Origin of the sequence: Paenibacillus sp. VMFN-D1, assembly GCF_003386155.1 — a bacterium.
Classification (GTDB): domain Bacteria; phylum Bacillota; class Bacilli; order Paenibacillales; family Paenibacillaceae; genus Paenibacillus_AQ; species Paenibacillus_AQ favisporus.
The window spans coordinates 1,808,185-1,822,887 of record NZ_QRDU01000001.1 but is presented as its reverse complement, the minus strand read 5'-3'; the positions used below and the strand labels follow the sequence as shown (position 1 = coordinate 1,822,887).

The 14,703-nt window shown below is 50.3% G+C and carries 15 protein-coding genes; 11 read left to right on the top strand and 4 right to left on the bottom strand.

Annotation, left to right across the window (positions count from 1 at the left end; genetic code table 11):
- Positions 1–6 precede the first annotated feature (6 nt).
- Positions 7–849 carry a nucleotidyltransferase domain-containing protein gene (locus C7820_RS08490; protein WP_116230571.1) on the top strand — a complete coding sequence of 281 codons (843 nt, stop codon included), beginning with the start codon at positions 7–9 and terminating at the stop codon, positions 847–849.
- 96 nt (positions 850–945) lie between these two features.
- Here C7820_RS08490 and C7820_RS08485 read toward each other — a convergent pair whose 3' ends face one another.
- On the bottom strand, positions 946–1,539 hold the full coding sequence (locus C7820_RS08485) for an NADPH-dependent FMN reductase (protein ID WP_116230570.1): 594 nt from the start codon (positions 1,537–1,539) through the stop codon (positions 946–948).
- A gap of 246 nt (positions 1,540–1,785) precedes the next feature.
- Here C7820_RS08485 and C7820_RS08480 point away from each other — a divergent pair, with 246 nt between their 5' ends.
- On the top strand, positions 1,786–2,328 hold the full coding sequence (locus C7820_RS08480) for a hypothetical protein (RefSeq protein WP_116230569.1): 543 nt from the start codon (positions 1,786–1,788) through the stop codon (positions 2,326–2,328).
- A 91-nt stretch (positions 2,329–2,419) separates the two neighbouring features.
- On the opposite strand, the gene C7820_RS08475 is transcribed toward C7820_RS08480, so the two are convergent.
- Positions 2,420–3,928 (bottom strand): stalk domain-containing protein, encoded by a 1,509-nt coding sequence (locus tag C7820_RS08475; protein ID WP_181908971.1) that lies wholly within the window; start codon positions 3,926–3,928, stop codon positions 2,420–2,422.
- A 183-nt stretch (positions 3,929–4,111) separates the two neighbouring features.
- Here C7820_RS08475 and C7820_RS08470 point away from each other — a divergent pair, with 183 nt between their 5' ends.
- Positions 4,112–4,795, top strand: coding sequence for a hypothetical protein (locus C7820_RS08470; RefSeq protein ID WP_258875169.1), 684 nt, complete (start codon positions 4,112–4,114; stop codon positions 4,793–4,795).
- An 85-nt stretch (positions 4,796–4,880) separates the two neighbouring features.
- Here the strand turns inward: C7820_RS08470 and C7820_RS08465 are convergent, their stop codons facing one another.
- Positions 4,881–6,290 (bottom strand): amino acid permease, encoded by a 1,410-nt coding sequence (locus C7820_RS08465; RefSeq protein WP_116230567.1) that lies wholly within the window; start codon positions 6,288–6,290, stop codon positions 4,881–4,883.
- Positions 6,291–6,524: 234 nt separating this feature from the next.
- Between C7820_RS08465 and C7820_RS08460 the strand changes: the two genes are divergently transcribed.
- The 5 genes from C7820_RS08460 to C7820_RS08435 all read left to right on the top strand — a co-directional run bounded on the left by C7820_RS08460 (position 6,525) and on the right by C7820_RS08435 (position 11,505).
- Positions 6,525–6,809 (top strand): GNAT family N-acetyltransferase, encoded by a 285-nt coding sequence (locus tag C7820_RS08460; RefSeq protein WP_116231687.1) that lies wholly within the window; start codon positions 6,525–6,527, stop codon positions 6,807–6,809.
- Positions 6,810–6,837: 28 nt separating this feature from the next.
- A complete protein-coding gene (locus tag C7820_RS08455) occupies positions 6,838–7,620 on the top strand; it encodes an NAD-dependent epimerase/dehydratase family protein (RefSeq protein WP_116230566.1) in 783 nt (260 codons plus the stop codon).
- A 494-nt stretch (positions 7,621–8,114) separates the two neighbouring features.
- Positions 8,115–10,463, top strand: coding sequence for an RNA polymerase recycling motor HelD (helD, locus tag C7820_RS08445; RefSeq protein WP_116230564.1), 2,349 nt, complete (start codon positions 8,115–8,117; stop codon positions 10,461–10,463).
- 71 nt (positions 10,464–10,534) lie between these two features.
- Positions 10,535–10,951 carry an NUDIX hydrolase gene (locus tag C7820_RS08440; RefSeq protein ID WP_116230563.1) on the top strand — a complete coding sequence of 139 codons (417 nt, stop codon included), beginning with the start codon at positions 10,535–10,537 and terminating at the stop codon, positions 10,949–10,951.
- A gap of 101 nt (positions 10,952–11,052) precedes the next feature.
- A complete protein-coding gene (locus C7820_RS08435; RefSeq protein WP_258875168.1) occupies positions 11,053–11,505 on the top strand; it encodes a GNAT family N-acetyltransferase in 453 nt (150 codons plus the stop codon).
- 99 nt (positions 11,506–11,604) lie between these two features.
- On the opposite strand, the gene C7820_RS08430 is transcribed toward C7820_RS08435, so the two are convergent.
- Positions 11,605–12,132, bottom strand: coding sequence for a hypothetical protein (locus C7820_RS08430; protein ID WP_116230561.1), 528 nt, complete (start codon positions 12,130–12,132; stop codon positions 11,605–11,607).
- A gap of 249 nt (positions 12,133–12,381) precedes the next feature.
- On the opposite strand from C7820_RS08430, the gene C7820_RS08425 reads away from it, so the two are divergent.
- The 3 genes from C7820_RS08425 to C7820_RS08415 all read left to right on the top strand — a co-directional run bounded on the left by C7820_RS08425 (position 12,382) and on the right by C7820_RS08415 (position 14,675).
- Entirely contained in the window at positions 12,382–13,233 is an 852-nt protein-coding gene (locus tag C7820_RS08425) for a hypothetical protein (RefSeq protein WP_116230560.1), read from the top strand.
- 290 nt (positions 13,234–13,523) lie between these two features.
- On the top strand, positions 13,524–14,027 hold the full coding sequence (locus C7820_RS08420) for a hypothetical protein (protein WP_116230559.1): 504 nt from the start codon (positions 13,524–13,526) through the stop codon (positions 14,025–14,027).
- Positions 14,028–14,030: 3 nt separating this feature from the next.
- The gene (locus C7820_RS08415; RefSeq protein WP_116230558.1) at positions 14,031–14,675 is read left to right on the top strand and encodes a PspA/IM30 family protein; all 645 of its coding nucleotides are present in this window, start codon (positions 14,031–14,033) and stop codon (positions 14,673–14,675) included.
- Positions 14,676–14,703: the final 28 nt, after the last annotated feature.

Genomic DNA, 14,703 nt, shown 5'->3' with positions numbered 1-14,703 from the left:
GCTGGCATGGATATTCAGCCCATAATCCATCGAATAACACAGGATCTTGGTCAGGTTGATGGGGTCAGGGCCATCGTACTTGGTGGTTCCAGAGCCAGAGGAATGCATCATTCCGGGTCGGATATCGATATCGGCATCTATTATGATTCAAGGGAAGGATTGGACGTCGAAGAACTCCGTCGGATCGCTGCTGCCCTCGATGATGAGGGCCGAACGGACCTGATCACGGAGATTGGCGGATGGGGACCTTGGATCAATGGCGGGGGCTGGCTGCAAGTCGAACAAATACCGGTTGATTTTTTGTACCGCGATATCCGCAAAGTCTCCATGGTGATGGAAGAATGTCTTGCCGGAAACGTCACGATTGATTATCAGCCAGGCCATCCTCACGGCTTTATTAACGCCATTTACATGGCGGAAGTCGCGTTGTGCCAAGTGCTATGGGACCCTGCGGACAGCATTACCGCACTGAAGTCCAAAACGTCGCCTTTCCCAGCCGTATACCGGCAAGCGGTCATCGGCAAGTTTTTGTGGGAAGCCGAATTTTCGCATGACATCGGGATGAAAGGGGTCGCCAAGAAAGACATCTCTTATGTGAGCGGATGCTGCTTTAGGGCGGTATCCTGCTTGAATCAGGTGCTGTTCGCCATAAATCATCAATATTGCATGAACGAAAAGGGAGCGACTGCCCTTGCCGACGCTTTCGATATCGTGCCGCCAGCCTATGCAAAGCGGGTCCATCAAATGTTTACCTTGGTATCGGCAGATGCCGGAAGGTTACAAGAAGCGCTTGATATTCTGCGCAAGCTGGTGCAGGAAACTAATAGGCTGGTCACCGCGGGGGATTAAAAGCAGGCTGAGGAGTAATTAGTATAGCAGTGAATATAAAAAAGCCGCCGGGTTAATCGGCAGCTTTTTTTGCATTTATTTGGATTGGCTATACAATTATCTTAAAGTCTTGAGGGCTCCGCTCCAAGCTACGACTTGATCCAGCATGGCATTGACATTGTCCAGATGAAGGGCTTGCGGTTTAAAGACCGATCCGTTTTCAAAATCGGTGAACAGAGACAGCGTTGGATGAACGCGAACGTCGGCAACCAAAAGTTCTCCCAGGATACCGCGGAGATGTTCCGCCGCACGGGCGCCGCCGGTGGAGCCGTAGCTCACAATCCCTGCTGCTTTGTTGTTCCACGCTTCACGGGCGAAGTCAATCGCATTTTTCAGCGCGCCGGTAATACTGTGGTTGTATTCCTGAACGATGAACACGAAGCCGTCCAGTTCTCCGAGCTTTTGGTTCCAAGCGGCGATGCCAGGTTCGGATCCGTCTGTCGTTCCGAGGAAAGGCAGATTATAATCGTTGATATCCACGATTTCGTAGTTAGCGTCACCGCGTTGGTCGGCAATCTCTTTGATCCATTGTCCCACTTGCGGGCTTACCCGGCCTTGACGCGTGCTTCCCAAAATAATACCGATGTTCAATTTGCTCATTGTAACTTCCTCCTTGGCTGCTGTGCCAAATAATTTTTTGAAAAACGACATGTTTGCACCACCTGAACCATCTATGATGTATTTGGATTATGAACCGACTGCAGTCTGAATTCATCAGTAAGTTACTTTGCGTAAGTTATTATATTTTTTAAATTTAATGTTGTCAACATAAAAACTTTATTTAAGTAACTGAGATGCCAACCTGTTTATCCGGAGAAAGGATCCATGGCTGCGGCGTGGAAGTAAATATAAGCAGAGCAAGCAAGTAAGAAAAAGAGCAAGAGGTGGAATCATGCGATGAAGGCTATTACCGATATTCAGATCCCAGACGTTCCATGGCATCGGTTGACGACGGCCTATGGGAGAGGAACGGACATTCCCCGGTTCATTAAAGAAAAACAGTACGCTTCCCTAGCGGGATTGATCGAACATCAGGGGACCTTGTGGCAGGTGACCCCTTGGACCATTCTTGTATTGATGGAGAAACTAAGGACGGTGGAACCGGTACAGGTTTCCATCGAAGAGATCGATTTATACCTTGCTGTAGCTTCTGCATTAGCAGATCAGGATATTCAAGACGTCGGCTCGATAAAATCCATGAAAGAGCTGCTGGATGACAAGTACCTCTGGCCCGAGCAAGAAGACGGAGACGAGGAGGAGTGGGAGGAAGAAGAACCTCGCGGCTACGAGCCGGATCCTTTTTACGGATATTATTATTTCAGCGGTGTGCTGCTAAAACAGGGAGTAGCGGAGTTCACGCGGATCATGAGCAGAAACGAGGACCTTGCTCCCAGGATCCGAGAGCTGTTGGCTTTGCTTAAACGTATCACCGCTGAATGATATTTAGCTGTAACCATTCTTAGGCAATTACGCTATGAAAAAAGCACACACCGCATTTAGTGGCGTGTGCTTTCTGCGCATGAACAGCCTGTTACTTGCCTTGAATGCTCAGCTCGACAAGATTCGGATTCCAATCGACCTGGCATCCCAGCTGTTTGAACAGGGAGGCTGGCACCATGACAGCGCCGTTAATCATACTTACCGGGGCGGACAATGCAATGGACTGTCCTTGAATGGCGGCATCGGCCGAGTCGGGACGGAAAGTCACCGTAGTTTGGCCATATTGAAGCTTGTAACTGGTCCCTTCCTGAGTTGTAGAGGCCTCGAGAGAGCCTCCGAGCTCCTTCGCTATGCTTTTTACAGGGACGATAATCGAGTTATTCTTGTTGACCGCCGGGAAGGAGGCGGGGAGCAAGCTGCCGTTGATACGAATGGTGATCGGCCGCTGAATGGGAACCGGTGCATATTCCATGCCGTCACCCGCATTTCGCGGGACGCCAACCTCATTCCAATTGTTCGCCCCCCAGCCGAATACCTGGCCTTTGGCATCAATGGTCAAGCGATGGGTATCCCCGGCCGATGCCGATACGATCCGCTGCAGTCCTTTGACTTTAACGGCTGTTCTGCCCTTTTTGCCGTCGTACATCCACAATTCGCCTTGTCGGCTTACCAGCAACGCATAACCAGGGGAAGCATAAACATTTCGAACCTGAAGGGACGGCTGAATGCTCACTGGCTTCACATACAGCTTTCCTGTGCTAGAAGAAGCTGGGGTAGACCAATTCCATACCTTGCCGGAGCTGTCTATTCCATAAGCGTCATAGGCATGCTGCATGGAAATTTGCTTCAGTGCCGGCAAACCCTGTATTCGGACCGGTACGGAGAGGTGAAGCTGATTCTCTGAGGTGTTCACCGTTAACTTCCAGACAGATCCTGCCGAATCCAGCGCATAGATATAATCGGATGTCGACTGCAGTTGTACGATATTTTTCAAACCCTTAACTGAAATCGGCTTGCCCGAATCGCCGCTCTTCTGATCTCTCATCCACGCTTTCACGGACCCATCGCTTGCTAGACCAAAGCTGTACTTTTGCAGTGTCGTTACTTGCGAGATTCCGGATAAACCCGGGAGTGCTCGCGGAACCTGGGTTTCCCGGACGTAGCCCGGTCGTGATCCCCATTCCCAAACCGTACCGTCGCGTGTGACGCCTAATTGGTAACCATACCCGTCGGTAGCTATCGAGTTCAATGGTGGCAGTGTGTTGAGACGAACAGGTGCCACCATGCTGGAAACGGCCGTAGTATCGGGAATCCCGAGTTCGCCATATAAGTTTCTTCCCCAGGTCCACACCGAGCCGTCTGCCCGGAGTCCGACCGAATAATAATTCCCGGCTGCCACCTGAACGAAAGCCGTTCCCAAAGTGGCGGTGCTGGAAGCTGACGCGGCCGGTGACTCTGCAGAGCTGAAAACCGATAACCGTGCTGCAGAATCCAGGCGATCTCCCGGTTGAGTCGATGCTGCCGCAAACGAATGGGGTGATACCGCTGTCACAACCACTGCAGATAGCAGCACGCCTTGCATGAAGTGGGAATATTTCATGATCATCCTCCGTGTTCTTTTTACTTGAATCTACTAATCAAGACGCAAGCATCATACGGGAAGTTGCGCTGCCACAAAGTGTAATCTTTATTGGAAAAGCTCCGTGTCCGGCCAACCGTTGCCCCGGCCACTTCCTACGCTTTATAATTCTAGTTAGTAGAATCCAGCAGACAGGAGGCGGATATGATCGATCAGCAGGAGTATGGAAAATACGTGCTTGGATTGATGGATAAAGAAGAGGCTGAAGAAACTGTAGGGCCTATTGAAGAAGAGATGTTTTACGGTTATTTTCAAATCTATATGCCCAGTGGAAAAGGGGTGGAAGCTACGTTCGCGCCCCTGGAAGACGGTGATATCTTTTTAAAGCGGATCCTCCCGATCTATGAAATGCTGGATCCTCAGGACTTTCAAGGGGAATGGGTGCCCGGGTATTTTAACGGAAAATCTGAACATGTATCCGAAGAGGAGCTCAGGGATCTTGGCCAAAGGCATATCCTCGGTTTGAAGCAGCTGATGGACGATCATGCCGAGCTGGATGAAGCGGTTGAGGCGTCGGCGTATCTCGGAACGGTCTCCGAAGTAGTCATCGTATCCGGCAGCGAATTCGAAAAATTCCGAGAGGAGTATGATCCCGTCGTACACGAATCGTTGTTTGAACTGGTGAGTGAGCATACGGATCATCAGGAACCTGTTCAAGTGTTGAGCGAGGCTTATTATTCCATTGCCTGTGACTACTGGATTTCGTACTACCTCCAATGGCACCGCTATGGGCTTGAAGGAGACCCGCTTGCTGCGTATTTTGAGTTGTACAAGCTTGGATATTCGGCGATTTTTGCGAACGGTAAGCTGTATATTGGTAAGCCGTAGAAGTTGAAGCCGCTGTCGCAACAGAATCCTATGAAAAAGGCGTCCATCCAAGATGGCCGCCTTTTTGTGTTCGCTACAGTAATGATTAGTTTGATGTGCTGCCTACCTTGCCTTTCTTGAACAGCAGCGGATAAAACAGAATGCCGCTGACGATCAACACAATGCCCAGCAGGAAGGTTTTCAAATCCGCCGTTCCCGCGATGATGACCCAAAGCGAATACAATGCCGCAAGCCCCGCGATCACGCCCTCGGTTACCCGTTCTTTGCGAGCCGTAAAGGTTTCTCCGGTCCAAATCAGCTTAATATGATAGAGTGAAGCAATCAAATAAGGGACCAGATAGGCAAGCGTGGCAATGTAAATGATAAAATCGAACGCCGCCGAGATCGAACCGGAGATCGTCGACAGCAGCAAAACCTGACCGACCGCGTTCGAGATCCATAGCGACGTCTTCGGCATGCCCTTTCCGTTTTCCTTGGAAAAGGAAGGGAGAAACACGCCCAGCTTGGCGGCCTGAAACGGCACCTCGGCGCTCAGCAGCACCCAGCCGATCGTCGACCCAAGCAGGCTGATCAAGCCCAGCGCAGCGAGGAGCTTGCCGCCGATCGGGCCGATGACCGCGGTAATACCGTCCACCAGCGGATTCTGGGAAGCCATCAGCTGATCCTGCGTCATCAGTCCCATCGTCAGGATGCTGATGCCTACATACAGGATGATGGAGATGAGCAGCCCGGCAATGGTTGCGCGGCGGATGTCCTGTTTGCGGCGGGCGCGGGCGGCAAAGACCATGGCGGATTCGACGCCGATAAAAGCCCACAGCGTTCCAACGGCGGCGGCATTGACCTGGGACAGCAGGCTGAGCGTTTCCCCGCTGTCATCGGTGCGAGGAGCCAGGAAGGGGCCGATGTTGCTTTTTTGAAAAGCGAATAAAGCAATGATAATAAACAAGGCGAAGCCAACCACTTTGGTTGCCGTCGCGATAAAATTCAATCGGCCCGCACCGTTCATGCCTTTCATACAGATGGCGTGCGTGCCCCACAGCAGAAGCGAGCAGACGATAAATGTCAGCACATTGCCGGCCTTTAACGTGAATATTCCGGTATCCACCCACACCTTACCGCTGGTCAACACCGGAAAAAAGGTCGACAGGTAACTGGCGAAGGTCGTAATCACCGCCACGAACCCGGCTATATTGCCTACCCAGTACCCCCAAGTGGACATGAAACCGGCAAGGCGGGAGCCATGTGAGCCTTCCCGGAACAGCTCTTTCGCGTAAATTTGCGGCCCGCCGCTGAGCTCCGGCTTACGGACAGCCAAGCTTCCGAAAACCAGTGCCAGCATAAGAACCCCGAGCCCAGTCGCCAGCCAGGCCAGAATGACGCCCGCAGGGCTGGCAGCTTCGGACAACGAGCGGGGCAGCATAAAAATTCCGGAACCGACCATATTCCCCACGACGAGAGCGGTCAAAATCCAGAATCCCAGTTTGTGTCTGGTCATGATGTCAAACTCCTTTTGAATGAATAATGAATCGACTTGTTGAAAAAAACACTGACAAGTATTAATCATACACTTTCTTCTGGTAAAGCACCAGAGTAAAATTCAGGGGAGCCAATTTTATGACGTACGCCCTCTGCAGGTTTCGCTTGTCCATTCGGCGGGGAAGAATAAAGAAGATAGAACAAAGAAAATAGAACAAAGAAGGAACAACTTTGCACAAGGAGCGTGGGAATGTTGAGAGAAATCCGTGAAGCGGGTCAAGGGTTCGTGATGGTGGAGGATGAACGTGCGGTGGCGGAAATCACTTTTCAGCCCGTAGACGACAGAACCATCGTCATAGATCATACGTATGTGTCCGAGGAGCTGCGAGGACAGCGGATCGGGGATGAACTGGTCAAAGCGGTGGTGGATATGGCCCGGAAGGAAGGCAAGAAGATTATTCCCGCCTGCTCATTTGCCCATGTTCAATTCAAGCGGCATAAAGACTATAACGATGTGTGGCAGCAAGAAGAACGCTGATCGAACAATAAGAAATGAGGTGGGAGCAATGAAACGGAAAATACTCGTTACCGGTGCAGCCGGGCGGATCGGGAGCTGTGTAGCAGATGGACTCCGCTCGACAGGAAAATATGAAGTGGTCGCAACAGATATTCGGCCCGATCCGGAGCACGGAGTCAGCAAGCTGGACATCACGGATGGAGAGGCTGTGGCGGCAGCGCTGGAGGGTATCGATACGGTGCTTCATTTTGGCTGGGCTAAAGACGAAGACGATTTCCTCGGGAAGGTGCTCCCCATTAACGTGACAGGTGCTTATCACATTTATGAAGGTGCCCGTAAAGGCGGCGTATCGAGGGTTATTTTCGCGAGTTCCAATCATGCCACCGGTTTTTATAAAGTAGGAGAGCATATCAAGCCCGAGGATCACCGGCCCGACAGCTTTTATGGGCTCAGCAAAAGCTATATCGAGCTTCTTGGCCGTTACTATTCTGATAAGTACGGAGTTTCCTCCGTGAACATCCGGATCGGCAATTTTCCGGGCGACGACCGTCCGCACTCGGATCGTACCGCTCATATTTGGATCTCCCGGCGCGATATGGTGCAATTGGCCGAATGCTGCATTGAGGTAGATCCATCCCTTAAGTTTTTGACCATGTACGGGACCTCAGCGAATGACGATAATTATTATGATATCGGATACTTGCGCGAAAAAATCGGCTATGAGCCGAAGGACAACGCGGCGGACGTGCTGGCACGGCAGGGGCTGGACGAAGACGACACCAAGCAGGAGGAAGGGGTATACCAAGGCGGTCCAGGAGTAAAGAAGGAATAGGCATAAAAAATATGGTTCTGAATATATTTTCCCTGAGAAAACCGGGTTACTTTATAAAAAAGCCAAGGAGTTATGTCGTCTGCAGGCGGCGTAACTCCTTTTCATATTGACTTGATCAATGAGTTTCGGCACAAAAAGCTTGCATTGGAGCATAAGAAAAACGTCTATCGACGTACCTTCAAAGAAGACAGACCGCATGTAGCTGAAGTTTTTCTTGCGATTATAGAATGGTTCAGCTTTGCTGAAATTTATAAATTCTTTAATCTTTAAAAAACTCCGCCAGACGGAACGTTATCCCGTAATAGGCGGAGTTAGAAAGCAAACAAAAATAGAGTTGCCAAAATGAGAGCAACATGATAAATTTAAATATGCGTCATGTGACAATATGTAGAATTAATCAGTATTCCCTAATTATATGTTACACCATTGCGTCGGTCCCGTCAACCCCCATTTTTCAGGAACTCACAATCATTTGTGTAAAGGAGTGTTTCTTAATGAGTCAAGAACTTCAACAGGAGCAGCAGCGGGTGAATCAGGTGATTGGCATCATCCAAGATCAGATCAACGAATATGAGGAAGCAACGGCTCGCCGCCGGCAAGAGGTTGTGGACATCCGTAAGCATTTCTGGGAAGACGTTACGGTGAACACGGACAACTTTGACGATTTTCTAGAAACGATTATCAGCTTAAGGCAGCAGTCCGAGGTCCTCTCCTTAAGCCAGGGCAGCCATCGCCAGTCCTCCAAGCGGCTGTCCCAGCTTCAGCGCATGCAGGATGTGCCGTATTTCGGGCGGATTGATTTTGCCGAAGAGGGAATGAACGAGACAGAGCGCGTGTACATCGGCGTTTCCTCACTCACGGATGCCACCGGGGAAAAGTTCCTGATTTATGACTGGAGAGCCCCGGTCTCAAGCATGTATTATGACTGCACACCGGGTCAGGCTGAATACATCACGCCCGGCGGGCCGATTCAAGGCACGCTGGAGCAGAAATGGCAGTACATCATCCGCAGCGGGGTTATTCAGTCGATGTTTGATACCCGGCTCACCATCGGTGACGAGATTCTCCAGCAGGTGCTCGGTCAATCCGCAGACACGCACATGCGAAGCATCGTGGCGACGATTCAGCAGGAGCAGAACCGGATTATCCGACATGACAGTGCACGTCTTCTCATTGTTCAGGGCGCGGCCGGGAGCGGCAAGACGTCGGCGGCATTGCAGCGGATCGCTTATTTGCTGTACAAATACCGGAACCGTTTGACGGCGGACCAAATGCTTTTATTTTCGCCAAATGCCATGTTCAAGAGTTATGTCTCCAACGTGCTGCCAGAACTCGGGGAAGAAAATATGCAGCAGGTTACGTTTCAGGAGTACCTGAACCACCGGCTGAGCAGCTCCTTCGACGTTGAAGATCCTTACACGCAGCTGGAGTACGTCCTTACGGCTTCGGAAGACCCGAACTACCGGGTGCGGATGGCGGGTATCCGCTTTAAGGCGACAAAGGCGTTTTTTGATCGGATCCAATCCTGCCGTCAGGCGCTGGAACAAGCTGGAATGGTATTCAAGGATATATCCTTTAAAGGTAAAACGCTCGTTTCCGCCGGGGAAATCATGGAGAGATTCTACAGTGAGCACACGACGCTTCGCTTTGCCAACAGACTGGAAAAGTTGTCGGATTGGTTGAAGGAGCTGGTCAAAGAAGCGGAGAAGGCCGAGCGGAGAAAGCCTTGGGTGCAGGACGCCGTTGAGCTGGTCGACAATGATGAATACCAGCAAGCTTATGCGCATCTTCGAAAAAAACAAGGGTTAACCGAAGAATCGGAAGAGGATGTGGATCTGGAACTTGTCCGTAAAGAGCTTGCGCGCCGGATCGTCAGCAGGAAATTCAAACGTATTCGGCAACAAATTAAAGATATGGGCTTTATCGATACGCCGGCCATCTATAAGCAAATGCTGGTTTCCCATCCTGCTGACGACGAGGTTGAAGGAGCAGAACTCCCTCCCGAATGGAATGAAATCGGCGAAATGACGTCTCAACTGATAGACCAAGGGAAGCTTTTATATGAGGACGCAACACCTTATTTGCTGTTAAAAGAGCTGATCGAAGGCTTTCAGACCAATGTTTCGATCCGGCATGTCCTCGTGGATGAGGCGCAGGATTATTCGCCGTTTCAATTCGAATTTATAAAAAGGCTGTTCCCGGCGGCGAAAATGACGGTACTTGGCGACTTCAACCAGGCAGTCTTCGCCCACGCCGACGGTACGGACGATTTCGGCATGCTGGCCGAATTATACGGGGAGGAACAAACCGATGCCATTATATTGAACCGAAGCTACCGGTCCACCAGACCGATCGTCGAATTTACACGGGCGCTTATCCCCAACGGAGAAGAGATCATCCCTTTTGACCGGAACGGAAGCCGCCCCGTACTCACGAGAGCTGCCGACGCGGAGCAGTTGCATCAGTCCATTAGGGAAAAAGTCAAACAATTCCGGGAACAGGGGCACCGAACCGTTGCAATTATTTGCAAATCCGCAGCCCAAAGCGCATCCGTATTCGAATCCCTTCACGATCTGGAGGATATCAAGCTCGTTACCAGCGGTTCGATCGAATATAAACAGGGAATCGTCGTCATTCCGGTATATTTGGCCAAAGGAATCGAATTCGATGCTGTGATCGTCTATAACGCTTCGGACGAAGAATACGGAGAAGAGAGCTTGCGGCGGCTGTTCTATACCGCCTGTACCCGGGCCATGCATGAACTGCAATTGTACAGCATCGGGAAACCGAGCCGCTTTGTTCAAGAGGCAGCTTCATGGATTGCGGAAGATTCGATTTCATGAATTGAAAACCATCCCCATTTCATGTATCGTCAATCACAATGAGAGACGCTGCATGGGGGGAGGACCATATCATGACAGGTAAGATCGTTGTCGTATTAAAAGCTGTAATTATCCATCAAGGCCGTGTACTGATCCTCAAACGTTCCGGTTCAGACGAAGTAGGCGCGGGAGGCTGGGAAACGGCCGGTGGAAATCTGGAGTTTGGCGAGGATTTGGATACCGCATTGATTCGCGAAATTAAAGAAGAAGCGGGGATTCACGTAAGTATCGATCGATTGCTGTTTGCAACGACGTTTTTTACGGATCCGGGGAGGCAAATCGTGCTGTTATCTTATTTGTGCAGGACTGACGAACCGCGTGTAACCCTCTCGCACGAGCATGACGAGTATAGATGGGCCACGAAGTCGGAACTCGTTCAATATTTGCCTGAGGCGATCATCAGCGACTTTACGAAGCATGGCGTCTTTGCGCTTCCCGAATTGATTTAATTCCTGTATCAGTGCTTGGGCGGACGATCTTTATTGTATTTTATCCACTCTACGCCGCTTTAGGAGCGAAACCTATGTATACTCACGGAGCATTATCCAGGATGGATTTAACAGACATTTGCGGGTTCCCGCAAACGGAACAGGAGCTGCTTTATGTTGGCCCAGGTTTTAGGTTTCCGTTAACACCAGAACAAATATCGGATTCACTCATGAACCGCTTTGAACCAACTGTTGTTATAGAAGAAGATTCCGGTCAAATCGCCGCTTACGCTAATTTATATAACCGATGCGGTCATGCTTGTTGGCTTGGCAACGTCATTGTCTCACCAAGTCACAGGGGACGAGGAGCCAGTGAACTTTTATTGCATGCAATGATGCAAAAGGCAAAAGACAACTACGGGGTGAGGGAGCTTTTCCTCTCCTGTCATCACGCGAATTCAAGAGGGCTGGCGTTTTACCATAAACATTCCTTCAGACCTTTTGATTTGAAAATTTCCCAGCTCGATGACGGCCGCAAAATCATTACGGTGCATATGAAAAAGAATCTGGGCTGATTTCGACCAATTTATCGGAAGCGGCGGTTTGACAAGGCATATAAAGAAAGCCCGCTTTGCAGCGGGCTCGGTATGCTCTCCGTTTATCGATTCCTTTATTTAGTTCTGCTCCTCGGCTACCAGAATCATTCCCGAATATTCCAGAGCCTGGATTCGGTATGTGCCGCCAGTTTCGATGACAATATGCTTGTCTGCGAGCTCGTATTCTTTACCGTCCTCTGTTCGTACACGGTCCCCGCCACGTCTAGGATCCCATATTTCGACGACGTGTACGGTTTTGACAACCGGCCCCTGAACGATATCCGCTGTTACTCTCCCAAGCATAACTAAAGGGAATAACGATAGGAAAAATATAAAAATGGCGAATAGCAAGTCTGCTCTTCGCGTAACCGATTGCCGTTTGCCATACCGAAGCACCACATATGTAAAAATATAGCTGAAAAATATCAATGCCGCGCTGTATCCAGCGATTCCCATCCACAAAAATTGGCGGACATGACCATCATACTTCACCCCGACAATCGCCAGTTCTGCCAAGCATAGCATCAGCAGGACAATCCGCAGGAGGTTTCTTTTCTTTTGGTACCAGACCCTTGGTGGAGTAACTAGAGCTCCCAACGCCTTCATAGGCATCTCCTTTCGTCATTCGAACATAGTTGAACTTATCGAAGCCGATACCTGCAAGCAGGACGCAGCACTCACCGGCATCATTCAAAAAGTAATGGAAGATCCTGCAAATTGCAAGCCTGAATATCAGGAACAGGAAACGAACGTGAATTCATCAGGCGCATAGGTGCACGCTGCTGAAACCCGATCTAGTACGGCTCCGTAATGTTACAAAGACAACATTTTTGAGCTCACAGGGGGAACGAGCGCGTGTCTAGGCATTCGAAAAGTCAATCAAAACACAGCAGCGCAAAGCGTCATCATGAGGTTCGCAAAGGTAAATTCAAGCGGAAGGGGAAACCGGACGGAAGCCGGGCTACCCGTTTTTGGCTGGGTTTATTGAAATTCCTAGGTTTTTTCATATTAGCCGGCTTACTGCTGCTGTATTGGGACTCGGCCAGGTTGGCCTCATTAATCTCACATGCGGCTCCGGTTCAGCAGCTGACGGCAGACACGAACGGAATCGTCCGAGTAGAAGGAAACGCAGAGGGAGAGGCCGTTGCAGCGGATGAAGGCAAGTTAATGCAGCGTTACCTGCTGCTTCAAAAGGAAAAGTTTAATTGGCACTGCAGCAAAAGCGGCTGTAACTATATGTGGAATGAAGACGTCGCTCCTCAAGTATGGGGAAGTTTAACCATTCAAGGCGTTAAGGTAGAAAGTGAGCGGTTCAAATTCTACTCGGACTGGCTGCCTCTTGATTCCGAAACTGTGAATCCGGATCAGCTTTCCTTTATCCATGAGGGAAATACATCCCGCCCGCTGCTTGTGGAGAGCCCTAAGGAAACGGCTTACGGTTATCACGCGCTTAGCCCAGGGCAAAGGATCACGGTGATCGGCCGGGCCGTTAACGGACATCTGGAGCCCATTCATCTGCCCGGCGAGGGAGAAGATCAGCGTATGATTTTGATTGGAAGCAGTGTAGAGGAAATGCTCTCCAGCGAAAAGGAAACGCAAATCGGGGTTCTCATCGCTGCCGGATTCGTCATGCTGTTTTTGGTACCCGTGATCGTCGGGTGGATCCGTAAATTGTTCCGGAAGCTGCTGACTTTGCAGAGCTTGTAGTATGTGTTTTGCAAAACCAAAAAAGCAATTAAATAGAGCAAATTAAAAGTCCGCGGAAACCGCGGACTTTTTCGTTTGCTCAGAAAGGTTTGGCTATGCGAGTTTGCAGTGCTCTTACAGCATTGGCACGTCCATATTTCCAAAGCGTCCCGGTGCCGGGAATCGGGTCGGTCAACATCCTGTTTTAACAATTAAGATTCGCTAAAGCTTGTTCTCTTAAGCTATACATACGCAAGGGACAAGGCATAACATACATGACCAAAACGGTTGCGGGAAAGGAGGTGAGTTCCTTGAAAAAACCTTCGTTACTTACCGGTATTGTCATCGGATCGGTTTCTGTCCTTCTCCTTGTGCTGCTCATGAAATGGAGCCTCTTTATCGGGCATGATGTTCCCGGAAAAACCTGGCACGGTCTTGTCGAACAGGGGCATCATGGGTATCCGGGATTTACAAGAACGGGAGGGCACTCGGAAGCGGGGATGAACCCTGTGTGGACGGCACTGCTTCAAATCACTCTGATGATCGGCGGGATGCTCCTAATCCTGAAAAGCAAGGGAGGGCTGAAATGGGCCGGAGTCATCCTGGCTGTTCTGGGTACACTCAGCTTATTCACCCCGCTATGGGGCACGATTATTCTGATCGCCGTTTTCCTGCTGTATAAAAGGATTGTCAGCCAGCGTAAATTGCTTTCCGATCCGGTCTTTTCCGACGTGGCGCCGTTATCAAATGAGCATAGTTCAAGCCGAGGACAATTCCTGGATGAATGGGAACGCAGACAACATAAGGAGGATTAATATATGGGAATTTTTACGAGAATCAAAGATATAGCCGCAGCAGACGTGCACCGTCTCTTGGATCAGGTCGAAGATCCCGTCAGCATGGCCAAACATTATATCAGACAGCTTGAAGACCAGATCGATCAAGCACGCGGGGCGCTGCAAACCCAAATTGCCGCGGAGCAGCGGTATGATCTGCTGCTGGCATCAACCGCTGAAATCGTCAGAAAGCGGGAGCGCCAAGCTCAGCTAGCCGTCGAACGCAATGAAGACGATATCGCGGCGATGGCCATTCAAGAGAAGCTGCATCACGCCAAGCTGGAGCAGACCTATACGGAGCAGCGTGAAACGGTCAGAAAACAGGCCGAATCGCTTCGCGGTGAAATTCAACGGCTGCAGGACGTGCACAAAGAGCTCACCGACAAACTCACCTTTTTGCTTGTTCGTGCCAATGCGGTGAATACGATGCGGGATACGGCAAGGACTGCTCCGGTCTCGGATATCAGCAAGCTATCCCGCGGTTTTGAGCGCATGGAGCAGAAACTGATGCACGCAGAAGCAGGGACGCTGGCTTATCAAGCGGCGGACAAATTAACGAATTGGTCGCGTCAGCAGGAAGTTCAGGAAGAACTGGCCAGACTGAAGTCAGCCAAACAAAGCTCTTAAGCCTGGAAGTGAATGGTGTGTGGTGAAC